This is a genomic window from Saccharopolyspora sp. MMCC62 (assembly GCF_057736575.1).
On record NZ_JBYKCM010000009.1, the window covers coordinates 188,213 to 209,529 of the forward strand.

21 protein-coding genes are annotated in these 21,317 nt (G+C 72.9%); 10 read left to right on the forward strand and 11 right to left on the reverse strand.

Features of this window, described 5'->3' with window-relative positions:
* Positions 1 to 8: 8 nt before the first annotated feature.
* Positions 9 to 269, reverse strand: a complete 261-nt coding sequence (locus AC29IT_RS21530) for a hypothetical protein (RefSeq protein WP_358438776.1) — start codon at positions 267 to 269, stop codon at positions 9 to 11.
* Between the two features lie 304 nt (positions 270 to 573).
* On the opposite strand from AC29IT_RS21530, the gene trxA reads away from it, so the two are divergent.
* From trxA to AC29IT_RS21545, 3 genes are all read left to right on the forward strand, one after another.
* On the forward strand, positions 574 to 1,533 hold the full coding sequence (trxA, locus tag AC29IT_RS21535) for a thioredoxin (protein ID WP_488219928.1): 960 nt from the start codon (positions 574 to 576) through the stop codon (positions 1,531 to 1,533).
* A gap of 223 nt (positions 1,534 to 1,756) precedes the next feature.
* Positions 1,757 to 1,942 (forward strand): hypothetical protein, encoded by a 186-nt coding sequence (locus AC29IT_RS21540; protein ID WP_358438770.1) that lies wholly within the window; start codon positions 1,757 to 1,759, stop codon positions 1,940 to 1,942.
* 114 nt (positions 1,943 to 2,056) lie between these two features.
* Positions 2,057 to 3,382 carry a DNA polymerase IV gene (locus AC29IT_RS21545; protein WP_488219929.1) on the forward strand — a complete coding sequence of 442 codons (1,326 nt, stop codon included), beginning with the start codon at positions 2,057 to 2,059 and terminating at the stop codon, positions 3,380 to 3,382.
* A gap of 181 nt (positions 3,383 to 3,563) precedes the next feature.
* Here AC29IT_RS21545 and AC29IT_RS21550 read toward each other — a convergent pair whose 3' ends face one another.
* The 3 genes from AC29IT_RS21550 to AC29IT_RS21560 all read right to left on the reverse strand — a co-directional run bounded on the left by AC29IT_RS21550 (position 3,564) and on the right by AC29IT_RS21560 (position 6,966).
* Entirely contained in the window at positions 3,564 to 4,349 is a 786-nt protein-coding gene (locus AC29IT_RS21550; protein ID WP_358438764.1) for a hypothetical protein, read from the reverse strand.
* A 109-nt stretch (positions 4,350 to 4,458) separates the two neighbouring features.
* Positions 4,459 to 5,646: an acetyl-CoA C-acetyltransferase gene (locus AC29IT_RS21555; protein ID WP_358438761.1), complete on the reverse strand. Its 1,188-nt coding sequence runs from the start codon at positions 5,644 to 5,646 to the stop codon at positions 4,459 to 4,461.
* Between the two features lie 378 nt (positions 5,647 to 6,024).
* On the reverse strand, positions 6,025 to 6,966 hold the full coding sequence (locus tag AC29IT_RS21560) for a hypothetical protein (protein WP_488219930.1): 942 nt from the start codon (positions 6,964 to 6,966) through the stop codon (positions 6,025 to 6,027).
* 124 nt (positions 6,967 to 7,090) lie between these two features.
* On the opposite strand from AC29IT_RS21560, the gene mce reads away from it, so the two are divergent.
* The gene (mce, locus tag AC29IT_RS21565) at positions 7,091 to 7,531 is read left to right on the forward strand and encodes a methylmalonyl-CoA epimerase (RefSeq protein WP_488219931.1); all 441 of its coding nucleotides are present in this window, start codon (positions 7,091 to 7,093) and stop codon (positions 7,529 to 7,531) included.
* Positions 7,532 to 7,534: 3 nt separating this feature from the next.
* Here the strand turns inward: mce and AC29IT_RS21570 are convergent, their stop codons facing one another.
* Both AC29IT_RS21570 and AC29IT_RS21575 read right to left on the reverse strand, forming a co-directional pair.
* Entirely contained in the window at positions 7,535 to 8,107 is a 573-nt protein-coding gene (locus AC29IT_RS21570) for a TetR/AcrR family transcriptional regulator (protein ID WP_488219932.1), read from the reverse strand.
* Between the two features lie 309 nt (positions 8,108 to 8,416).
* The gene (locus AC29IT_RS21575) at positions 8,417 to 8,806 is read right to left on the reverse strand and encodes an SPW repeat domain-containing protein (RefSeq protein WP_358438750.1); all 390 of its coding nucleotides are present in this window, start codon (positions 8,804 to 8,806) and stop codon (positions 8,417 to 8,419) included.
* A 184-nt stretch (positions 8,807 to 8,990) separates the two neighbouring features.
* On the opposite strand from AC29IT_RS21575, the gene AC29IT_RS21580 reads away from it, so the two are divergent.
* The gene (locus tag AC29IT_RS21580) at positions 8,991 to 10,622 is read left to right on the forward strand and encodes a coiled-coil domain-containing protein (RefSeq protein WP_488219933.1); all 1,632 of its coding nucleotides are present in this window, start codon (positions 8,991 to 8,993) and stop codon (positions 10,620 to 10,622) included.
* A 215-nt stretch (positions 10,623 to 10,837) separates the two neighbouring features.
* On the opposite strand, the gene prmC is transcribed toward AC29IT_RS21580, so the two are convergent.
* The 3 genes from prmC to rpmE all read right to left on the reverse strand — a co-directional run bounded on the left by prmC (position 10,838) and on the right by rpmE (position 13,287).
* Positions 10,838 to 11,713 carry a peptide chain release factor N(5)-glutamine methyltransferase gene (gene prmC, locus AC29IT_RS21585; RefSeq protein WP_358438745.1) on the reverse strand — a complete coding sequence of 292 codons (876 nt, stop codon included), beginning with the start codon at positions 11,711 to 11,713 and terminating at the stop codon, positions 10,838 to 10,840.
* 137 nt (positions 11,714 to 11,850) lie between these two features.
* On the reverse strand, positions 11,851 to 12,924 hold the full coding sequence (gene prfA, locus AC29IT_RS21590) for a peptide chain release factor 1 (RefSeq protein ID WP_358438742.1): 1,074 nt from the start codon (positions 12,922 to 12,924) through the stop codon (positions 11,851 to 11,853).
* Positions 12,925 to 13,062: 138 nt separating this feature from the next.
* Complete coding sequence (gene rpmE / locus AC29IT_RS21595) at positions 13,063 to 13,287, reverse strand: 50S ribosomal protein L31 (protein WP_358438739.1); 225 nt, start codon at positions 13,285 to 13,287, stop codon at positions 13,063 to 13,065.
* A 237-nt stretch (positions 13,288 to 13,524) separates the two neighbouring features.
* On the opposite strand from rpmE, the gene AC29IT_RS21600 reads away from it, so the two are divergent.
* Positions 13,525 to 13,911: a hypothetical protein gene (locus AC29IT_RS21600; protein WP_358438737.1), complete on the forward strand. Its 387-nt coding sequence runs from the start codon at positions 13,525 to 13,527 to the stop codon at positions 13,909 to 13,911.
* A 148-nt stretch (positions 13,912 to 14,059) separates the two neighbouring features.
* Here the strand turns inward: AC29IT_RS21600 and AC29IT_RS21605 are convergent, their stop codons facing one another.
* Positions 14,060 to 14,749 (reverse strand): DUF305 domain-containing protein, encoded by a 690-nt coding sequence (locus AC29IT_RS21605; protein WP_358438734.1) that lies wholly within the window; start codon positions 14,747 to 14,749, stop codon positions 14,060 to 14,062.
* A gap of 4 nt (positions 14,750 to 14,753) precedes the next feature.
* Positions 14,754 to 15,554, reverse strand: coding sequence for a thioredoxin-like domain-containing protein (locus AC29IT_RS21610; protein WP_488219934.1), 801 nt, complete (start codon positions 15,552 to 15,554; stop codon positions 14,754 to 14,756).
* A gap of 208 nt (positions 15,555 to 15,762) precedes the next feature.
* Here AC29IT_RS21610 and argS point away from each other — a divergent pair, with 208 nt between their 5' ends.
* The 4 genes from argS to thrC all read left to right on the forward strand — a co-directional run bounded on the left by argS (position 15,763) and on the right by thrC (position 21,316).
* Positions 15,763 to 17,424, forward strand: coding sequence for an arginine--tRNA ligase (gene argS, locus AC29IT_RS21615; protein ID WP_358438728.1), 1,662 nt, complete (start codon positions 15,763 to 15,765; stop codon positions 17,422 to 17,424).
* A gap of 86 nt (positions 17,425 to 17,510) precedes the next feature.
* On the forward strand, positions 17,511 to 18,929 hold the full coding sequence (lysA, locus tag AC29IT_RS21620) for a diaminopimelate decarboxylase (RefSeq protein ID WP_358438726.1): 1,419 nt from the start codon (positions 17,511 to 17,513) through the stop codon (positions 18,927 to 18,929).
* The gene (locus tag AC29IT_RS21625; protein ID WP_358438723.1) at positions 18,930 to 20,234 is read left to right on the forward strand and encodes a homoserine dehydrogenase; all 1,305 of its coding nucleotides are present in this window, start codon (positions 18,930 to 18,932) and stop codon (positions 20,232 to 20,234) included.
* Positions 20,231 to 21,316 carry a threonine synthase gene (thrC, locus tag AC29IT_RS21630; RefSeq protein ID WP_358438720.1) on the forward strand — a complete coding sequence of 362 codons (1,086 nt, stop codon included), beginning with the start codon at positions 20,231 to 20,233 and terminating at the stop codon, positions 21,314 to 21,316. The genes AC29IT_RS21625 and thrC overlap by 4 nt, the downstream gene beginning before the upstream one ends.
* Position 21,317 lies beyond the last annotated feature (1 nt).

The following is a 21,317-nucleotide window of genomic DNA, read 5'->3' on the forward strand; positions in this document are numbered from 1 at the left end:
TGGGTCGATCAGCCCTTGATGGAGGGGTGGTCGACGACCGGCGCGTTGGTGCAGTCGCTGGTCTGCGGCGACAGGACCGGCACCACGACGCCGATGGCGGCACCGACGTTGTTGCCGCAGGCCTGCACCGGCACGGCGCTGACGTTGTTGTCGTCGACCAGGTTCACGCCTTCGTTGCCGGCGGTGTCCGCGAAGGCGGTCGAGCCGAGGGACACCATGCCGAGGGCTGCGATGCCGGCGGCGCCGGCGACGCGGGTTGCAATACGCACGTTCTGAAACCTCTCCTAGAACTTCGGGCAGGGAGCTCGGTCCCGGCTCTTTCCCGGGGCTCCCCTCGCGCCGGACGAGACGGGATCTCGACCAGGCACAGTGGCTCCTTCGGCGATGGGCCCGGGAAAACATGAGGGGGTTCCACGTAACCTCAGTCTTTCGAGTGGTCATCAACACTCGTTCAGGTCGATCTCTCAGCTATGGCTGGCGGACCGTGATGGGCGGTGCACCGCTGCTCCCCGCCCCTCCGAAGAACCCTTGCCCACGCACCGCGCGCCAGTCGCCGCGTGTCAGGATGGAGAGGTGACGAGGCCCGATCCACGCCAGAACGCAGCCATGCCCGCCGCGATGGCGGGCGCAGTCGACCTGTCCGCGCTGAAGACGAGAGCGGACAACGCCTCCCGGCAGCCCGCCGCGGGCGGTCCCGCCGAGAACACCTCGCCCACCGGGCCGACGGTCATCGACGTCACCGAATCGACCTTCCAGGCCGAGGTCGTGGACCGCTCCATGCAGGTCCCCGTCGTCGTCGACCTGTGGGCCGAGTGGTGCGGCCCCTGCAAGCAGCTGTCCCCCGTGCTCGAACGCCTCGCGAACGAAGGCGGCGGCAGCTGGGTCCTGGCGAAGGTCGACGTGGACGCCAACCCGCGGATCGCGCAGCTGTTCCAGGTGCAGTCCATCCCCACCGTGATCGCGATCGCCGGCGGCCAGCCCGTCGAGGCCTTCGCGGGCGCCCAGCCCGAACCGCAGATCCGGCAGTGGATCACCCAGCTGCTCGACGCGCTGCGCGACCAGCTCCCCGGCATCCAAGCCGCCGAGCAGGGCGCGGGCGACGCCGACGAGCAGGAAGAACCCGAAGACCCCCGGTTCACCGCAGCCGAGGACGCGCTCGAGAACGGGGACTTCGCCGCCGCCGAAGCCGCCTACCAGCAGATCCTCGACGCCGAACCGGGCAACGAGCAGGCCAAGGCCGCACTCGCCCAGGTCCGGTTCGCCGCCCGCGCCGAGAACGCCGACCCGGCCGCCATCGAGCGCGCCGACGCCGCACCCGACGACGTCGACGCCCAGCTCGCCGCCGCCGACGCCGAACTCGCCGGACAGCAGGTGGAAGCAGCGTTCGACCGGCTCGTGCGCACCGTCAAGCGCACCTCCGGCGACGAGCGCAACCGGGTCCGCCAGCACCTCATCGACATGTTCGAGCTGTTCCCCGACGGCGACCCGCGGGTCACCCGGGGACGGCGAGCGCTGGCCAGCGCGCTGTTCTGAGCTCCGCCGCGAAACCGGCCGTCACCGATCCCCGGTGGCGGCCGGTTTCGCGTGCACGGCCTCCGCTGACCGGAAGGTTCCCTTCCTCGTCCCGCGGCACCGCACGCCTCCCGCGTGACAGGAAGGTTCCCTTCACCCCACCGGTGGCAGAAAGGTTCCCTTCCTCGCACCGGCCCGCGGCGGATCGGTGCCGCGGCTCTGGCGGCCGTCCTACGCTGGGGTCATGGCTTCCTACGGAGAACTGTTCCCGGGGCGCAAGCTCCGGCACGAGGGCGATCAGGGCGCGCCCGGACGTGAGCACGATCCGGGTGGTCCGCTGGATCTGGACCGCGGGGTCGTCTTCTTGGCGCCGCCGAAGCGGGACACCGGCACCGAGGAGGCGCCGGAGCAGGACCCGACCGAGGACTGATCCGGCCGCGGCCGGCGGAGGAAGGGAACCTTCCGGTCATCGGTGGCGGACGAGTTCCCCCGCGCACGGCCGGGGCGCGTGCCGTTTGTCGGTGGAATCTCGTTGAATGTGCACATGCGCAGATGGGTGCTGCACGTGGACATGGACGCGTTCTTCGCGTCGGTCGAGCAGCTCACCCGTCCCACGGTCGGCGACCGGGCGGTGCTGGTGGGCGGGCTGGGTCCGCGGGGCACGGTCGCGGGAGCGAGCTACCAGGCCCGCGCGTACGGGGCCCGCTCGGCGATGCCGATGGCGGAGGCGCGCCGCCGCTGCCCGGTGGCGGTGGTGCTGCCACCGAGAGGAGCCGTGTACCAGGCGGTGAGCCGCCGGGTTTTCGAGATCGTCCGCGAGGTCTCGGACGTGGTCGGCCAGGTGTCGATCGACGAGGCGTTCCTGGAACCGGTGGAGCTGGCGGACGCCTCGACGGCGGAGGTGGAGCGGTTCGCGGCGCTGCTGCGGGAGCGGGTGCACCGCGAGGTGGGGGTGCCCGCATCGGTCGGCGCGGGTTCCGGCAAGCAGCTGGCGAAGATCGCCTCGGGCTTGGCGAAGCCGGACGGGGCGCTGGTGGTGCCGCCGGGGCAGGAGCTGGAGCTGCTGACGGGGTTGCCGGTGCGGAAGTTGTGGGGCGTGGGCCCGGTCACCGAGTCGAAGCTGCACCGCATCGGGGTGTACAGCGTGGGTGAGCTGGCCGCGTTGCGCTTGGGCGATGCGACGGCGCTGCTCGGGCAGGCGCACGGCGCGGAGCTGCACCGGCTGGCGCACGGCATCGACGATCACCCGGTGGCGGAGCGCGCGGAGGCCAAGCAGGTCAGCGCGGAGACGACCTTCGACGTGGACATCACCGAGCCGGTGCGGCTGGCGTTCGAGGTGGACGGGATGGCGGAGCACGCGCACCGCAGGCTGGTGTCCTCGGGCCGCGCGGCGCGCACGGTGACGGTGAAGGTGCGGGACGCGGACTTCACGACGATCAGCCGGGCGGAGACGTTCGCGACGGCCACGTCCGACCTGGGCCCGCTGGGCGCGGCGGCGCGGCGGTTGATCGGGGTGGCGGTGCCGCCGGGCACTCCGATCCGGCTGGTGGGGGTGTCGTTCTCGGGGTTGGCGACCTCGGAGCAGGAAGCGTTGTTCGACAGCCCGTCGCGCGAGCCGGAGGTGGTGCCGGATGCCGAGCCGGCGGATCCGGTGGCGGAGGCTGCGCCGGTGGTGGCGCACCAGTCGTGGCGGGCGGGCGACGACGTGTTCCACCCGGACGGCGGGCACGGCTGGGTGCAGGGCGCCGGGCTGGGCCGGGTCACGGTCCGCTTCGAAACGGCCGCGACGGGTCGCGGCCGAGCCCGCACCTTCCGCGAGGACGACCCGTCCCTCACCCCGGCCGATCCGCTGCACAGCCTCGGCTGGTGAAGCACCCGCGGGCGCTCGCCGACGGCGGAGCCGCCGAGCGGCACCGCCCCGGATGCTCAGCGGCCTGCTCGCGAGGCCTGCGACGTCGCCGGTGGCGGAACCTGCGCGAACCATCCCGCAGCGAGGAGGCCACCGGGACTCCGCCGCCCGCCCCGCGAAGCAGCGCGAACCCGGAACGACCTCACAACTTCGTCGAGTCCGGGAGGTGCAGCGGCGGGAGGTGCCTGCGGTAGTGCCCGACCCACTTCCGCGGCGCCACGGTCTGCACGGCGCGTTCGAGGGCGCGCGGGAGCCGGGTGAACGGCGGCAGGTGGAACCGGTACCGCACCGACGGCGTTTCGGGCAGCGAGGGCTGTTCTTCCACGCGCCAGCGGTCGAGTTCGGGATGCCTGGCCGCGAATCCGCGGTCGGCCGGGTAGAACTCGAGCGCGACGCGCCGCTCCGGGTGCATGGGCCGCTTCTGCTCGATCCAGGGGAGGCTGCCGATGCCGATGGCGGAGATCTCGTTCCACGACACCCCGTACACCTCGCCGAGGGTGCGCGCGTAGAAGCCGCTGCGGTCGAGCAGGAAGCCGCGACTGCTGAGCATGCCCCGGGAGGAGATCAGGAAGCCGAGGAACACGATGCCGAACACGAGCTGCCACACCCACATGCCGACGGTGCTGCCGTTGTTGGCGAGGGTGGCGGCGCACAGCACGGTGCCGAGCCCGCTGACACCGCCGCCGATCAGCAGCAGCCGGAAGCTGCTCGCGGACACGTCGACGTCGTGCGCTTCGGGGCCGAGGCCGACGGGCGCGGGCGGTTCGGGCGGCTGTTCCCGGTTGCCGTAGACGCGGGTCGCGGGCCCGCCGCGCTCCGCTCCGAGCCGTGCCGTGGCGTCATCCCTGCGGGTGACGCGGCCGGGTACCGTCGCCCATTCCCGTCCGGCCCGGTCTGCGCGTTGCCATCCACCTGGAAGCCACTTCATGCTCGCCAGGGTAGCGGCGAACACGGAACGTGATCACGGTCGGTGGCGCGAATCAGGGGCGGCATCGGGGTGATTTCCGGGTACCCCGACGCCGCCCGCCGACCGGGGTTCAGCTGCCGGGGACCTTGAGGATCAGCGCATCGCCCTGCCCGCCGCCGCCGCAGAGCGCGGCCGCTCCGGTGCCGCCGCCGCGGCGGCGCAGCTCCAGCGCCAGGTGCAGCGCGATGCGGGCGCCGGACATGCCGAGCGGATGGCCGAGGGCGATGGCGCCGCCGTTGACGTTGACGACGTCCGGGGACAGCCCGAGCGCGCGGGTGGAGACGATGCCGACGGCGGCGAACGCCTCGTTGATCTCCACCAGGTCGAGGTCGGCGACGTCCACACCGCCCTTGGCACAGGCGGCCTTGATCGCGTTCGAGGGCTGTTCGTGCAGGCTGGCGTCGGGTCCGGCGACGACGCCGTGCGCGCCGATCTCGGCGAGCCAGGTGAGGCCGAGCTCCTCCGCCTTGTCCTTGCTCATGACGACGACGGCGGCGGCGCCGTCGGAGATCTGCGAGGCCGAGCCGGGGGTGATGGTGCCGTCCGGGGCGAACGCGGGGCGGAGCTTGCCGAGGGATTCGGCGGTGGTGTCGGGCCGGATGCCTTCGTCGGCGTCGACGACGACCGGGTCGCCCTTGCGCCGCGGTACTTCGACGGGGGTGATCTCGTCGGCGAACACGCCGCGGTCGGCCGCCGCCCCGGCGCGCTGGTGCGAGCGGGCGGCGAACTCGTCCTGCTCGGGCCGGGTGAGGCCGTGCCGGGCGTTGTGCGCCTCGGTGGACGCGCCCATCGCGATCTCGTCGAACGCGCAGGTCAAGCCGTCGAACGCCATGTGGTCGACGAGCTGGGCGTCGCCGAACTTGGTGCCTTCGCGGGAACCGGCCAGCAGGTGCGGGGCCTGCGTCATGGATTCCTGGCCGCCCGCGACGACCACGTCGAACTCGCCGGCGCGGATGAGCTGGTCGGCGAGGGCGATGGCGTCGAGGCCGGACAGGCAGACCTTGTTGATGGTGAGGGCGGGCACGTCCATCGGGATCCCGGCGTGCACGGCGGCCTGCCGGGCCGGGATCTGGCCCGCGCCCGCGGTGAGCACCTGCCCCATGATCGTGTACTGCACCTGCTCCGGGGCGACTCCGGCGCGTTCGAGGGCGGCCTTGATGGCCACGCCGCCGAGCTGCGCGCCCGAGAAGTCCTTCAGCGAGCCGAGCAGGCGCCCCATCGGGGTGCGCGCCCCGGCAACGATCACAGATGTGCTCACAGTGGCCTCCCGGCCCTCTCGTTCGACTTCCGCCGCGCACCGCTCGGGCGCGCTCCATCCATCATGCGCTCGGCGCGGGCACCGGCCCACGACCCGACGTGGCACGCAGTGCCACCCGGGGCACTCTCGCACAGGACCACCACCGGCAGGAAGGGAACCTTCCGGTCACATCCCGCCTCCGGTCGGTGCGAGGAAGGGAACCTTCCGGTCACGCCCCGCCCCGGATCGGTGCGAGGAAGGGAACCTTCCGGTCACGCCCCGCCCCGGATCGGTGCGAGGAAGGGAACCTTCCGGTCACATCCCGCGCCGGGGCCGGTGCTGCGATGAAGGGAACCTTCCGGTCACCGGTGACAGAAAGGTTCCCTTCCTCGCACCCGGTCAACAGCGGCCGCGGTGCGCGGTGCGGTCGCACAACCCCGCCCCCGCCGACCACCGCAGCGACTCCCTGGCGTCGGCGCCGAGTTCGCGGGACGCGACCACGTCGGTGCCCGCCCCGGTGTCGACGGCCAGCCAGTAGCGCACTTCCTCGCCACCGAGGGCGAGCACGTAGAACGGGTCCGGCACCGGTGCGGGCCCGTAGCCGGGGACCCGCCACGCCTCGTCGCCCTGCGCCGCGGCGGGGTCGACGTAGGCGCAGTCGTGGGTGCCGCCCGCGTAGTGGCACCGCCGCGGGTCGGCCCCGCCGTGCCTGCCGACGGTGCCGTCCTCGACGACGCCCTCGTCGAGGAGCCGCTGGTACACGTCCTCGCAGGCGCCTTCGTCGCAGGCGTACCAGGAGCTCCAGGCGGCGGCGCGCGCCGCGGCCGGGGACGAGCCGTCGCCCAGCTCGGCGCAGTACCTCCCCACCACGTGCGGCGCGACGGTGCGCGCGGCCGCGCCGGTGTCGATGGCGGCCGCCGCGGTCGCGGTGGCGCCGAGCCCGGCGGAGTCGAGCTGCCAGGCACCGACGCCGGGGCTGAAGAAGATCCCCGGGGAGCGCCGCCCGGGGTCGGCGAGCGCGGTCCCGTCGTCGTACCGGGAGAGCGTCATGGGCGCCGGCGCGCTGCCGGAGGCCGCGACCTCCGGCCAGGTCGGTGCGAGGACCAGGCGGGCGGCGGTGTCCACGTCCACCGCGCAGTCCGCACCGGCCGCGGCGTCGGCGGCCGCGGCGCGCACCGCCGCGTGCGGTTCGGCCCCGAATTCCAGCGGCCCCGAGTCGACCCAGGCGCGTTCGTGCTTGAGCCGGATCGCGTCGGGTTCGCCGGCGGAGATCGCCGGGAGGCCGATCGCGAGCACCGCGGCGGCCACCGCGACCGGCCGGGTTCGTCTTCCGGAGACCATGTCCCACCCTCCACGTCGACGGCACGTGACTCCCGGCGCGCACCGCGGCGCCACCCGGGCCGAGGCCTTTCCTGCCACATCTCGCACCCCCGCGCAGCGCAGGCGCCGCGTTAGGCTCCCGGCCATGCAGAGCGAACTGAGCGGGTTGGTCACCGCCGTCGACCACGTCGGCATCGCGGTCACCGATCTCGACGCCGCGATCGAGTTCCAGCGCGCCACGTTCGGCCTGGAGGTCGCGCACACCGAGGTCAACGAGGAGCAGGGGGTGCGGGAGGCGATGCTGCGCGCGCCCGGCGACGCCGCGGGCGCCACCCAGCTGCAGGTGATCGCGCCGCTGCGCGCGGACTCGGCGATCGCGAAGTTCCTGGACCGCAACGGCCCGGGCCTCCAGCAGCTCGCCTACCGGGTCACCGACGTGGAGGCGGCGAGCGCGGCGCTGCGGGACAAGGGCCTGCGGCTGCTCTACGACGCGCCGCGCCGGGGCACCGCGGGCAGCCGCATCAACTTCGTGCACCCGAAGGACGCGGGCGGAGTGCTGGTGGAGCTCGTCGAACCGGCGTCCTGACCGTCAGCGCGGGTCGAGCCCGCGGGCGATGAAGTCGATCTCGCGGTCGGCGGAGTCGTCGCGCTCGGCCCGCCCGGCCACCGCGTGCCGGTGATCGACGATCCTGGCCAGCAGGACCGCCGCGGTGTCCACGTCGGCCCCCGCCGGACCGGGCACCGCGGCGGCGACGACCTCGTGGACCTGCGCCACGACGGCCCGGAACCGCTCGCGCAGCGCACGCCGCACCGCGCTGTGCGTGTCGGCCTCCCGCCACAGCAGGTGGTGCAGCGGCAGCGCCGACTCGAACCCCCGGTCCAGCTCGGCGACGAGGCCGCGCAGCGTGGCCGCCACATCGCCCGGCACCACGATCCGCGCGAGGTCCACCCGCTCCGCGGGCAGCCGGTCCACCAGCGCGACCAGCAGGTCCGGTTTGCGGCGGAAGTAGTAGTGGATCAGCCCCTTGGGCACGCCCGCCCGCGCGGCGATCCGCGAGGTGGGGGTGGCGGCGAACCCCGATTCGGCGAACAGCTCCCCCGCCGCCGACAGGATCCGCTCCCGCGCGGGGACCGCGGGCGCTCGCCCCGGAACTCGTCCCATCGGCGCCCTCCCCCGCCGAACCCGGCCGCCGGGCGGCTTCGCGGAATCCGCGCGCCCCGGCTCGGTGCTCGCCCGGCCCGTCCGGCTCGGCCCTGTCCGGCTCGGTGCTGCCCTCGGCCCGCCCGGACCGGCGCTGTCCGGCTCGGTCCGGCGCTGTCCGGCTCGGTCCCGGCCGGTCCTGCCCGGCCTGCCGCTCAGTGCTGGGCGACCCGGTGCCGGGCGACCCGGTGCTGCCCGGACCGGCTCCAGTCCCGGCTGGGTCCTGCTCAGCCTGCCGCTCAGTGCTGAGCTGCCCGGTGCTGAGCGGGCTCAGTGCTGCCCGGCCACGCCCCTGCCGTGCGCCACGGTCGCCTCCGGCAGCGCCGCGGCACCGACGAGGACGGCCAGCACCCCGACGACCCACGAGGTCCACGCCGCCCCGGTCAACGCCGAATACCCCAGCACCCACGGCGCGATGAACAGCAGCACGCCCAGCAGCATGTGGGCGTACTCACTGGTCATCGAGCGGGGCAGCGCCAGCGACCACACCGCGGCGATCACCAGCAGCCCGCCCAGCACGACCATCGCCGACAGCGCTCCGCCGCTGGTCCGCGTCCACATCGTCGCGAGCACCGCGTACAACCCGAGCACCAGCGCGGCCCAGTCCTGCCACCGCGTCCACGGCCGCACCTTCGAGGGTTCGTTCGCCCTGGTGGCCATGTCGATCACCTCCAGCAGCCGCTGCCGACGCACCCCACCGTTCGCGTTGACCGGCCGGCCGAACAAGGGACTTCCGGCCCGAAGGCGCGCGGTCCGCCCCGGTCCGGTGGTTCCGGGGCGCGATTCTCCGGTCATCCCGCCCACACCTCCCACAACGCGGTTGTCTTCCAGGTAGCGTTGAACCATGGGCCTCGCCGACGATCGTGATCTTCTCCCGCTGGGATCGGGCTTCGACCTCGTTCGCAAGAACGGATACGACCGCGCCCAGGTCGACGAGCATCTCGAACGGGTCGACGCGGATCTGCGCATCATCACCTCCGACCGCGATGCGGCCGTGTCGCAGGCGCGCGACCTGTCGAAGCAGCTCGAGTCGTCGCGTTCGGAGATCGAGAACCTGCGCGGTCAGGTGGAGCGGCTGTCGAAGCCGCCGACGACGCTGGAGGGGCTCAGCGAACGCCTGCAGCGGATGCTGCGCCTCGCGCAGGACGAGGCCAACGACATCCGCGGCCGCGCCGAGAAGGACGCCGCCGAGACCCGGTCCCGCTCCGAGGCCGAAGCGGGCGCGCTGCGCACCCGCTACGAGAAGCTCATCGCCGAGGTCGACACCCGGCGCACCGAGATGGAGCAGGAGCACCGGTCGACGCTGGAGAAGGCGCAGGCCGAAGCCGAGCGGATCACCACCGAAGCGGAGGCGAACCGCAAGCGGGCCGACGAGGAGTCCGAGGCCCGCCGCGTGCAGGTCGAAGAGGACTTCGAGATCGCGATGGCCGCGCGGCGCACCGAGTCCATGAAGCTGCTCACCGAGCAGGAGACGACCAGCAAGGCCGACGCCCAGCGCCGCGTCCGCGAAGCCACCGAAGAGGCCAACCGCAGGCTGCGGGAAGGCACCAACGAGGCGCACCGCCGGGTCCGCGAGGCCACCGACGAGGCCACCAGGCTCACCACCGAGTCCCAGCAGGCCGCCGAGAAGCTGCAGCGGGAGAGCACCGAGGCCGCCCAGCTCCTCGAACGCGAGAGCACCGAGGCCGCGGAGAAGCGCGAGAAGGACAGCATCGCCGCCGCCCAGCAGCGCGAGCAGGAGAGCATCGCCGCCGCCGAGAAGCGCGAGCTCGACAGCACCCGGGAAGCCGAGCGGCTCGTCACCGAGGCCACCGCGAAGTCCGAGCGGATGGTCCGGGAGACCACCGACGAAGCGACCCGCCTCGTCGAGGAGGGCACCCGGGAGCGCGAACGCCTCATCCGCGAGGCGCGGCTCGACGCCGAGCGCAGGCTCGGCGCCACCTCCGAGGAGTGCCAGCGCAGGCTCACCAAGGCCGACCAGCAGGTGCACTCGCTCACCGAGCTGCGCGACACCGTCGCGAGCAAGCTGCGGGACGCCGCCGAACTGCTCGGCCAGACCACGCCGTTGCTCGCCCGCCTCGACCAGGAGGACGAGGAGGAGGCCGCGCTGCGGGAGGCCGCCGCGGAAGCCCGCGAGCAGGCGCGCAAGTCCGCCGAAGCCGAAGTCGCCGAAGACCGCTCGCACGAACCGGCCCCGCAGCCCCAGCCCGGCGGGCCGAACGGGCAGCGGCCGGCGCAGCAACCCCAGCAGCCCCGGCAGCAGCGGGGCGGTGGCGAAGGGCCGACCGAGAAGATCCAGCGGCAGCACCTCCCCGGTGGCGGCAACCCCGGGCAGCAGCAGCGCAACCCGCACGACCCGCCGACCCGGCGGATCCAGCTGCCGATCCCCGGCGCCGCCGACCAGCAGCGCCAGGGCCCGGAGCAGGGCGGGCCGAAGCCCGCGCCCGCCGAACAGGCACCCCGCCAGCACCGCTGAGCCCCGGGGCCCGATCCCGCAGGTGCTCTCCCAGCCCGGCCAGGCACGCCCTGGCCGGGCTTCTTCACGCCCGCACCCGGTGCGATGAAGGGAACCTTCCGGTCACCGGTGGCAGGAAGGTTCCCTTCATCACCGGCTGCGGCGGGCGTGCGGGCAGCACGAATGCCCGCTCGTCGCGGGTAGGGGAAGCGGCCGGCAGCGCACCGGCCGGGGAATCAGAGCTCCGGCGCGGTCCGCCGCGCGGTGGCGAATCGCGGGCGCCCCGCCAGGTCGGGGTGGTCCTCGACGTCGGACAGCACCCGCCGCGCCTTGAGCAGCGCGGGCACCGAACCGCCGTGGGTGTCGTCGTGCTCGATCGCGACGCCGCCGCCGGGCCGCAGCAGCCGCGCGGCGCACCCGACGACGTGCCGCACCACGTCGAGCCCGTCGCGGCCGCCGAACACGGCGTCGTGCGGGTCGTGGTCGCGCACCTCCGGCGGCACCGGCGTGCCCTCCGGCACGTACGGCGGGTTGCACAGCACCAGGTCGACGAGGCCTTCGAGCTCCATCAGCAGCGTCGGATCGCACACGTCACCGGAGTAGAGCCGCACCGGGGTGTCGCCTGCGGCGGCCTGCTGGTCCATGTTGTGCCGCGCCCACGCCAGCGCGTGCGGTTCGAGTTCGACCGCGTGCACCTGCGCGTCGGGCCGCGCGTGCGCGGTGGCCAGCGCCAGCGCCCCGGTGCCGGTGCACAGGTCGACGACGACGGGCCGCTCCACCCCGTCCAGCAGCGACAGGCCCCACGCGAGCAGCAGTTCGGTCTCCGGCCGGGGGACGAACACGCCGGGCCCGACGCTGAGCTCCACGCCGCCGAGGTGCGCGCTGCCGACGAGGTGCTGCAGCGGGATCCGTTCGGCGCGCCGCTGCACGAGGGCGTGCAGCGCCTCCACCACCGGCGGGTCGACCAGCGGCACCATCATCAGTTTGGTGCGCTCCACACCGAGCAGGTGTGCGGCCAGCAGTTCGGCGTCCGTCCGGGGGCTCGCCACGCCTGCCGCGGACAGTCGACGTTCCGCTTCGAGGATGGCCAGGCGCAGTGGCTGTCGAGTCACGGGGGCAAGCTTAGAGCGCGGGTCGCGGGAGCTCGTTCAGGCGACACCCCGCGAGGAGCGGAACGTTCCCGTCACAGCGAACACGACCCGGTCGGGTCGCCCCGCCGGCCGGATCCACCGGGCCCCGGCGCGGGTGGTCAGGAGCTCGCGGCAAGCCGGTCGGCGCGGTCGGCGGCGACGAGCGCCTCCAGCACCCCGGCCAGGTCGCCGTCCAGCACGTGGTCGAGGTTGTAGGCCTTGTAGTTGACCCGGTGATCGGAGATGCGGTTCTCCGGGAAGTTGTAGGTGCGGACCCGTTCGGAGCGGTCCACGGTGCGCACCTGGCTGCGCCGGGTCTCGGCGGCCTCCTTCTGCGCTTCCTCCTCGGCGAGGGCCTGCAGCCGCGCGCGCAGCACCTGGATGGCGCGCAGCTTGTTCTGCAGCTGCGACTTCTCGTTCTGGCAGGAGACGACGGTGCCCGTCGGCAGGTGCGTGATGCGCACCGCCGAGTCGGTGGTGTTGACGCTCTGCCCGCCCGGCCCCGAGGAGCGGTACACGTCGATGCGCAGGTCCTTCTCGTCGACCTCGACCTCGACCTCTTCGGTCTCCGGGTACACCAGCACCCCGGCCGCGGAGGTGTGCACGCGGCCTTGCGATTCGGTGACCGGCACCCGCTGCACGCGGTGCACGCCGCCTTCGAACTTCAGCTTCGCCCACACGCCGTCCGGCCCGGTGTCGCCCGCCTTGGCCTTCACCGCGACCGTCACGTCCTTGTAGCCGCCGAGGTCGGATTCGGTTGCGTCGAGCACCTCGGCCCGCCAGCCCTGCCGCTCGGCGAAGCGCAGGTACATCCGCAGCAGGTCCCCGGCGAACAGCGCCGACTCCTCGCCGCCCTCCCCGGACTTGACCTCCAGCACCACGTCGGAGGAGTCGTGCGGGTCGCGGGGCAGCAGCAGCTCGGTGAGCTTGTCCTCCAGCGCCGGCACGGATTCGGCGAGCGACTCGGCCTCGGCGGCGAAGCCCTCGTCGTCCGCGGCCAGCTCGCGGGCCGTCACCAGGTCCGAGCGGGCCTGCTCCCACTCCTTCGCGACCTTCGCCACGGGGGTCAGCTCCGCGTAGCGGCGGCCGAGCTTGCGCGCGGTCGCCTGGTCGGCGTGCACATCCGGTTCGGCCAGGCGCCGCTCCAGTTCCGCGTGCTCCGCGAGCAACTCCTCGAGCTTCGACGTTTCCACGGGAACCTTCTTCACTGCTGGACCGGAGCGGCTGAACCGGAATGGCTGGACCCGAACGGGCCGGACGGACGGGCGGGGCCCGACATGACGACGGCGCCCGCCCTGCGCGGTGCGCGAGGACGGGCGCCGTCGGCCCAGCTACTTGGTGGCGTTCTTCTGCCGCCGGCCGTAGCGGGCCTCGAAGCGAGCCACCCGGCCGCCGGTGTCCAGGATCTTCTGCTTGCCCGTGTAGAACGGGTGGCAGTTGGAGCAGACCTCGACCGAGATGTTGCCGGCCTTGCTGGTGCTCCGGGTGGTGAAGCTGTTACCGCAACCGCAGGTCACCTGGGTCGCGACGTACTCGGGGTGAATGTCCGCCTTCAAAGCGTGTCCTCCTGTTCGGGGCCGCCGGGTCCTCGCCGACGATCATCGCGAGGTGAACCGGAGCCGACTCGGCCTGTCATTCTGCCAGACCGAAGGCGCTGACCTGGAACGCAGTCGGTCCGCACGTTATTCCTGGCGAGCGGGCCGCTCGACCGCCCGGCGCGGCCAGGTGACCGCCCGCCGAGCGGGGGCCGCGCCGCGGTGCGAACGGAGCAGTCCGGCAGCATCCTTGATCTCGTGCTGCTGTGCCCTGCGCTGCGTGACCTCACGGTCCGGATGTGGATCCTGCTGCCGCCGTTGTTCCTCGCCGGCGCGAGCGGGGTCGCCGCGCTGGTGTCCTGGTCGTTCGAGCCGGGGCGTCCCGGGCTGGAGGTGTCGCCGCCGGTGCTGCTCGGGTTCGCCGCGGGCCTCGCGCTGCTCACCGGCGGGAAGGTGCGCTGGTCCCGCGACTGGCAGCGCTTCGGGCTCCGCTTCGCCTACCCGGCCGCGATGTTCGGCTGCGCGCTCGGCGCCGACCGAGTGCTGGTGCCGCTGCTGCCGACGCTGCTGCTCGGCGGGGTGGCGATCGTGGCGCTGGTGGTCGTCGCGTTCCGCGGCGCGGCACGGCACTGCGACTACCGCTGAACCGGTCCCCGGGTGGAGGAAGGGAACCTTCCTGTCACCCGTGACCGGAAGGTTCCCTTCCTCGTCCCCACGGCGCGCCCGTCCCGGGCCGGAAAAGACCCAGGGCCGGTGCGCGGAGTTCGCGCACCGGCCCTGGGACGGGTCGACGTCAGTTCGCGGGCAGCGGTGCCACTCCGCGGTCCGCCAGCATCCCGCGCATCAGCTCGCTCTCGGTGCCCTGCGAACCGAGCATGTTCGCGGCGAGCCCGCGCACCGGTCCGAGCCCGGCGTGCTCGGCGCCGTAGCGGGCCATCGGCGCCCCGCCCTCGTGGTGGCGCAGCATCAGCTGCAGGAAGTACGCGTCGAAGGCGGGACCGTCGAGCCCGCGCAACCGGTCCAGCTCGGCCGTGTCGGCCATGCCGGGCATCGTGGGCGCCCCGGATCCGGTGGACGCGCCGTGCATCGAGTGGTCCGTGCCGTGCTCGTGCCCGCCGGAACCCATCCACTGCATCGGCGAGCTGCTGCCGGAGGGCTCGCCCCACAGGTTCAGCCAGCCCTGCATCCGCCCGATCTGGTCGCGCTGGTTGGTCTCGATGTCGAAGGCGAGCTGGCGCACCGCGACGTCCGACGCGTGTTCCCTGGCGAGGGTGGCCATGGTCACGGCCTGCTGGTGGTGCGTCGACATGTCCTGGGCGAACCCGACGTCGACGGCGCTGGGCGCCGGGTCGGAATCGTGCGAGGGGGTGGCGATGAGCAGTCCGCCCGCGCCGCCGAGCAGCAGCAGCGCCGCGGCGGCCACGACGGCGATGGCGATGCGCACCGGCATCGACGCCGCGGTGGTGTCCTCCTGGGTGCTCATCGGGTCACCGCCCGCCCATCTCGCCCTGCCCCTGCTGGGTGCCCTCACCGCTCATGGGGATGGCGTCCGCGGGCGGCGGGCTCGCGTCGAACGGCGGCGGGTTCTGGGTGTCGAACGCGCCCGGGTAGGCCTGGCAGGAGCCGCCGATCTCCGGGTAGACCTTGTTCGGGTTCTCCTTGAGCGCGGTGATGAACTGGTCGATGCGCGCGTCGTCGGGGCTGTCCAGCTTCAGCTGGTGGCCCCAGGACTGCAGCGAGATCGGGGAGTCCAGGCCGGGGTAGGGCGACATCATCGTGTAGGGCTTGTTCTCGACCCGGCGGGCGAGCGTCTCCTTGCCCGCCTCGTCGATCCGCGCCGGGTCGTAGGCGATCCAGATGGCGCCGTGCTCCAGCGAGTGCACCATGTTCTCGGTGCGCACCGCGTTCGGGTAGACGACGCCGGTGCAGTCGGCCCAGATCCCGTCGTGCGGGCCGCCGTAGGGGGGCGTCTTGTCGTAGGCGACGCGCTGGTCGGGCCGGACGTGCTGCTGGCCCGGGTACTCGGCGGTGACGACGCCGGGGATGCCCTTGGACGGGTCCGGGTTCTCGGGGGTCGGCTTGAACGGCGCGGCGGCCGCTTCGGCCTTCGCCTGCGCCTCGCGGGATTCGGCTTTGTCGGCGTAGCGGACGTAGACGGTACCGAAAACCGCAGCGGCAACGACGAAGACAACCCCGACGCTGAGAATTACCATCCACGGGATCGACCGCTGCTGCACCACGGAACCGCGCGCCTTGCGCATCGCCTTGCTCTGCTTACCGCTCGCCATGCTGTCCGGACCTCGTCTCGCCATCGGTCGCCAGGTGACCCGGCACGCCAGTCTAGAGATCCCACGGCCACCGGAGGGCGTACGTCGAACACGTCGCGGTCACGTTCTCACATCGAGGTCACCACCCGATCACCCACCGTGCACGCGACCGGCGCGGCGATCGCACCCGTTCGCTGAACAGCGGCGACGCATCCTTAGACTTCTCCAGGTGACTCCCGCCGCGCTCGCAGATCTGGTCCGCACCGCCGCCGTCGACGTGCTGTCCGCACGTGACCTGGACGTTTCCGTCCTCCCGGAGACGGTGACGGTGGAGCGACCCCGAAACCCCGAGCACGGCGACTACGCGACGAACCTGGCGATGCAGGTGGCGAAGAAGGCCGGGGTGCCGCCGCGCGACCTGGCGACCTGGCTGTCCGAGGCGCTGGCCGCGCAGGACGGCATCACCGAGGTCACCGTCGCCGGGCCGGGATTCCTGAACCTGCGGCTGGCCACCGATGCGCAGGCCGGGATCGTGCGCGACGTCGTCACCGCCGGTGCCGAGTTCGGCCGCGGCGACCGCTACCAGGGCCTGCGGGTGAACCTGGAGTTCGTCTCCGCGAACCCGACCGGCCCGATCCACCTGGGCGGCACCCGCTGGGCCGCGGTCGGCGACGCGCTGGGCCGCACCCTGACCGCGCAGGGCGCCGAGGTGGTGCGCGAGTACTACTTCAACGACGCGGGCGCGCAGATCGACCGCTTCGTGCTGTCGCTGCTGGCCGCCGCGAAGGGCGAGCCCGCCCCGGAGGACGGCTACGGCGGCGACTACATCGCCGACATCGCCCAGCGGGTGCTCGCCGCCGAACCGGGCGCGCTGGAGCAGCCGGAGGCCGAGCGGCACGAGACGTTCCGCCGCGTCGGCGTCGGCCTCATGTTCGAGGAGATCAAGCGCAGCCTGCACGAGTTCGGCACCGACTTCGACGTCTTCTTCCACGAGGACTCGCTGCACGCCTCCGGCGCGGTCGAGACGGCCGTCGCGCAGCTGAAGGAATCCGGGCACCTGTACTTCGAGGACGGCGCCTGGTGGCTGCGCTCCACCGAGTTCGGCGACGACAAGGACCGGGTGGTGATCAAGAGCGACGGCGGCACCGCCTACATCGCCGGGGACATCGCCTACCTGCGGGACAAGCGGGGCCGCGGCTTCGACCTGTGCCTGTACATGCTCGGCGCCGACCACCACGGCTACGTGAGCAGGCTCAAGGCGGCGGCCGCCGCGTTCGACGACGACCCGAACGCCGTCGAGGTGCTCATCGGGCAGCTGGTGAACCTGGTGCGCGACGGGAAACCGGTGCGGATGAGCAAGCGCGCGGGCACCGTCGTCACCCTGGAGGACCTGGTCGAGGCGGTCGGCGTGGACGCCGCCCGCTACTCGCTGACCCGTTCCTCGGTGGACTCGGCCGTGGACATCGACCTGGACCTGATCAGCAAGCGCAGCAACGAGAACCCGGTCTACTACGTGCAGTACGCGCACGCCCGGCTGTCCTCGTTGCAGCGCAACGCCGCGTCCCTCGGCATCGACCGGGGACCGGTGCAGGAGGCGGACCTGTCGCTGCTCTCCCACGAACGCGAGGGCGACCTGATCCGCACGCTCGGCGAGTACCCGCGAGTGGTGCTCTCCGCCGCCGAATTGCGGGAACCGCACCGCATCGCGCGGTACCTGGAGGAAGTGGCCAGCGCCTACCACAAGTTCTACGACGCGTGCCGCGTGCTGCAGCCCGGTGACGACCAGGCGAACGCACTGACGATCGCGCGCCTGCAGCTGTGCGAGGCGACCCGCCAGGTGCTGGCCAACGGTCTGGGGCTGCTCGGAGTGAGCGCCCCCGACCAGATGTGACCGACGACGTCCACGCCCGGCGTTCGGGCGGCCGCGCCGGGGAACGGCTCCCCGGTCCGGCACGAATCCGCAGAGGAGCCGCGATCATGCGCGCCCATCCCGCCGGACCTCGGCACGCCGAGGTCCTGTTGCCGGGCAGCACAGCCGGGCCGGTCCCGGCGGACGAGTCCGAGCTCGACGAGTTGCACGCGGCGGTGTGGCCGCGCGGTTCGCACCGGGAGGACGACGGCGCCGTCTCCTTCGCCGGGACGGACGTGCGCGAACTCGCCCGCGAGCACGGCACCCCGCTGTTCGTCCTCGACGAGGCCGACTTCCGGTCCCGCTGCGCCGAGTACGCCACCGCGTTCGGCGACCCCACGTCCGTGCACTACGCGTCGAAGGCGTTCCTGTGCACCGAGGTGGCCCGCTGGGTCGCCGACGAAGGCCTGAGCCTGGACGTGTGCAGCGGCGGAGAGCTCCGCGTCGCGCTGCGCGCCGAGTTCCCGCCGGAGCGCATCACCTTCCACGGCAACAACAAGTCCGTCGAGGAGCTGGCGACCGCCGTGGACGCCGGCGTCGGTTCCGTCGTGCTGGACTCGTTCCACGAGATCGCCCGCCTGGACCACCTCGCCCGCGAGCGCGGCGTCGTGCAGCCGGTGATGGTCCGGGTCACCGTCGGCGTCGAGGCGCACACCCACGAGTTCATCGCCACCGCGCACGAGGACCAGAAGTTCGGGTTCTCGCTGGCGTCCGGCAACGCCGCCGAAGCGGCCCGCCGCGTCATCAAGGCCGACGGCCTCGAACTGGTGGGCCTGCACAGCCACATCGGTTCGCAGATCTTCGACGACGACGGCTTCGGCCTGTCCGCGCACCGGGTGGTGTCGCTGCTGGCCGACCTGCGCGCCGAGCACGGCGCCGAAGCGCTGGCGAGCCTGACCACCGTGGACCTCGGCGGCGGCCTCGGCATCGCCTACACCCCCGACGACGATCCGCTGCCGGTGCAGGAACTGGCGACCCGGCTGCACGACGTGGTCCGCAAGGAGTGCGACCTCGCCGGGTTCGAGCCGCCGCGGGTGGCCGTCGAACCGGGCCGCGCCATCGCCGGGCCCGGCACGGTCACCGTCTACGAAGTGGGAACGATCAAGGACGTCGAGCTCGACGGCGGCGTGTCGCGGCGCTACGTGAGCGTGGACGGCGGCATGAGCGACAACATCCGCACCTCGCTCTACGACGCCGTCTACGACTGCAGGCTCGTCTCCCGATCGGCCGAAGCACCCCCCGTGCTGTCCCGCATCGTGGGCAAGCATTGTGAGTCCGGTGACGTTGTGGTGCGAGACTGCTGGTTGCCGGAGGACATTGCTCCGGGCGACCTGCTGGCCGTCGCCGCGACGGGGGCCTACTGCTACGTGATGGCGAGCAACTACAACCGACTCCCCAAGCCGCCGGTGGTCGCCGTGCGGGACGGGCGGTCGCGACTGCTGCTGCGCAGGGAGACCGAGGACGACCTGCTCCGGCTGGAGGTGTGAGTGATCGAGGACCGTGAGCCGATCCGCGTCGCGCTGCTGGGCTGCGGCACGGTCGGCACCGAGGTACTGCGCCTGCTGCAGTCCCGCCCCGAGGAGTTCGCGGCGCGGACCGGAGCACCCGTGCAGGTCACCGGCGTCGCCGTGCGGCGCCTGCACAAGCATCCGAACGTCCCCGAGCAGCTGCTCACCACGGACGCCGCCGCGCTCGTCGACGGCGACGTGGACGTCGTGGTGGAGCTCATCGGCGGCATCGAACCGGCCCGCTCGCTGCTGCTGCGCGCGCTGCGCAGCGGCAAGTCGGTGGTGACCGGCAACAAGGCGCTGCTGGCCGAGCACGGCTCGGAGCTGTACGCCGCCGCCGACGAGTCCGGGGCGGACATCTACTTCGAAGCCGCCGTCGCCGGGGCCATCCCGCTGCTGCGCCCGCTGCGCGAATCCCTCGCCGGGGACCGCATCAACCGGGTGATGGGCATCGTCAACGGCACCACGAACTACATCCTGTCCGCGATGGACTCCACGGGCGCCGGCTATTCGGAGACCCTCGACGAGGCCGGGCGGCTGGGTTACGCGGAAGCGGATCCGACCGCCGACGTGGACGGGTTCGACGCGGCGGCGAAGGCCACCATCCTCGCGTCGCTGGCGTTCCACACCCGCGTCGCGGCCACCGACGTGCACCGCGAGGGCATCTCGAACGTGACCCCCGGGGACATCGCGGCGGCGAAATCGCTGGACCGGGTGGTGAAGCTGCTCGCGATCTGCGAGCGCGTCGTCGCCGAGGACGGCACCGAATCCGTCTCGGCCCGGGTGCACCCGGCGATGATTCCGCGCGACCACCCGCTGGCCGGGGTCGGCGGCGCCTACAACGCGGTGTTCGTGGAAGCCGAAGCCGCCGGGAGCCTGATGTTCTACGGCCAGGGCGCCGGCGGCGAACCGACCGCCAGCGCCGTGCTCGGCGACCTCGTCGCGGTGGCGCGGAACCTGGTCGTGGCGGGCAAGGGGCCGCGCGAGTCGGCGCACGCGAACCTGCCGGTGCAGCCGATGGGCGCCACCCCCACCCGGTACCACATCAGCCTCGACGTGGACGACAAACCCGGCGTGCTGTCCCAGGTCGCGGCCACGTTCAACGACAACGATGTGAGCATCTCGGTGGTGCGCCAGGCGGGCAGGGGCGAAGAGGCCAGCCTGGTGGTGGTCACCCACACCGCCACCGATGCCGCCCTGAAATCCACAGTGGACAAGATTGCCGGGTTGGCCTCGGTGCGCGAGGTCGTCAGCGTGATGCGCGTGGAAGGTGAACCGTCGTGACTTCGAACATCCAGGGTGCGCCCACGAGGGCCGGGTGGCCCGGCCTCATCGAGGCGTACCGGGACCGGGTGGAGATCCCCGAGGGCGCCCGCGTGGTCACCCTGCAGGAGGGCGGCACCCCGCTGGTGCCCGCGCAGCACCTGTCCGAGCTCACCGGCTGCGAGGTGCACCTCAAGGTCGAAGGCGCGAACCCGACCGGTTCCTTCAAGGACCGCGGCATGACGGTCGCCATCACGCACGCGCTCGCCGCGGGCAGCAAGGCCGTCATCTGCGCCTCCACCGGCAACACCTCCGCCTCCGCAGCGGCCTACGCCTCGCGCGCCGGGCTCACCTCGGCGGTGCTGGTGCCGCAGGGCAAGATCGCGATGGGCAAGCTGGCGCAGGCCGTGGCGCACGGCGCGAAGATCCTGCAGGTGCAGGGCAACTTCGACGACTGCCTCGAACTCGCCCGCAAGACCTCCGCCGAACACCCGGTGACGCTGGTCAACTCGGTGAACCCGGTGCGGCTGGAAGGCCAGAAGACCGCGGCGTTCGAGATCTGCGACGTGCTCGGCTCCGCCCCCGACGTGCACTGCCTGCCGGTGGGCAACGCGGGCAACATCACCGCCTACTGGAAGGGCTACGCGGAGTACGCCGCGGACGGCGTGATCCCGTCCACCCCGCGGATGTTCGGCTTCCAGGCCGCGGGCGCCGCGCCGCTCGTGCACGGCGCGCCCGTGCTCGAACCGGAGACGATCGCCACCGCCATCCGGGTCGGCAGCCCCGCCTCCTGGCAGCACGCGGTGTCCGCGAAGGACGCCTCCGGCGGCCGGTTCGCCGCGGTCACCGACGAGCAGATCCTGCACGCCTACCGGCTGCTGTCCACCAGGGAGGGCGTGTTCGTCGAACCCGCCTCCGCCTCCAGCGTGGCCGGGCTGCTGGCCGCCGTCGAGGACGGCTCGCTGCCCCGCGGGTCCCGCGTGGTGTGCACCGTCACCGGGCACGGCCTCAAGGACCCCGACACGGCGCTGTCCGGCATGGTCGAGGTCGAGCCGCTGCCGGTCGACCCCCGCGCCGTGGCCACCGCGCTGGAACTGGTGTGAG

Excerpts from the sequence above, each read along its gene's own strand:
- AC29IT_RS21540 (WP_358438770.1), top strand. The coding sequence starts at position 1,757 with ATGGCTTCCTACGGAGAACTGTTCCCGGGGCGCAAGCTCCGGCACGAG.
- AC29IT_RS21545 (WP_488219929.1), top strand. The coding sequence starts at position 2,057 with ATGCGCAGATGGGTGCTGCACGTGGACATGGACGCGTTCTTCGCGTCG.
- AC29IT_RS21550 (WP_358438764.1), bottom strand. The coding sequence starts at position 4,349 with ATGAAGTGGCTTCCAGGTGGATGGCAACGCGCAGACCGGGCCGGACGG.
- AC29IT_RS21560 (WP_488219930.1), bottom strand. The coding sequence starts at position 6,966 with ATGGTCTCCGGAAGACGAACCCGGCCGGTCGCGGTGGCCGCCGCGGTG.
- mce (WP_488219931.1), top strand. The coding sequence starts at position 7,091 with ATGCAGAGCGAACTGAGCGGGTTGGTCACCGCCGTCGACCACGTCGGC.
- AC29IT_RS21570 (WP_488219932.1), bottom strand. The coding sequence starts at position 8,107 with ATGGGACGAGTTCCGGGGCGAGCGCCCGCGGTCCCCGCGCGGGAGCGG.
- AC29IT_RS21575 (WP_358438750.1), bottom strand. The coding sequence starts at position 8,806 with ATGGCCACCAGGGCGAACGAACCCTCGAAGGTGCGGCCGTGGACGCGG.
- AC29IT_RS21580 (WP_488219933.1), top strand. The coding sequence starts at position 8,991 with ATGGGCCTCGCCGACGATCGTGATCTTCTCCCGCTGGGATCGGGCTTC.
- AC29IT_RS21605 (WP_358438734.1), bottom strand. The coding sequence starts at position 14,749 with ATGAGCACCCAGGAGGACACCACCGCGGCGTCGATGCCGGTGCGCATC.
- AC29IT_RS21610 (WP_488219934.1), bottom strand. The coding sequence starts at position 15,554 with ATGGCGAGCGGTAAGCAGAGCAAGGCGATGCGCAAGGCGCGCGGTTCC.
- lysA (WP_358438726.1), top strand. The coding sequence starts at position 17,511 with ATGCGCGCCCATCCCGCCGGACCTCGGCACGCCGAGGTCCTGTTGCCG.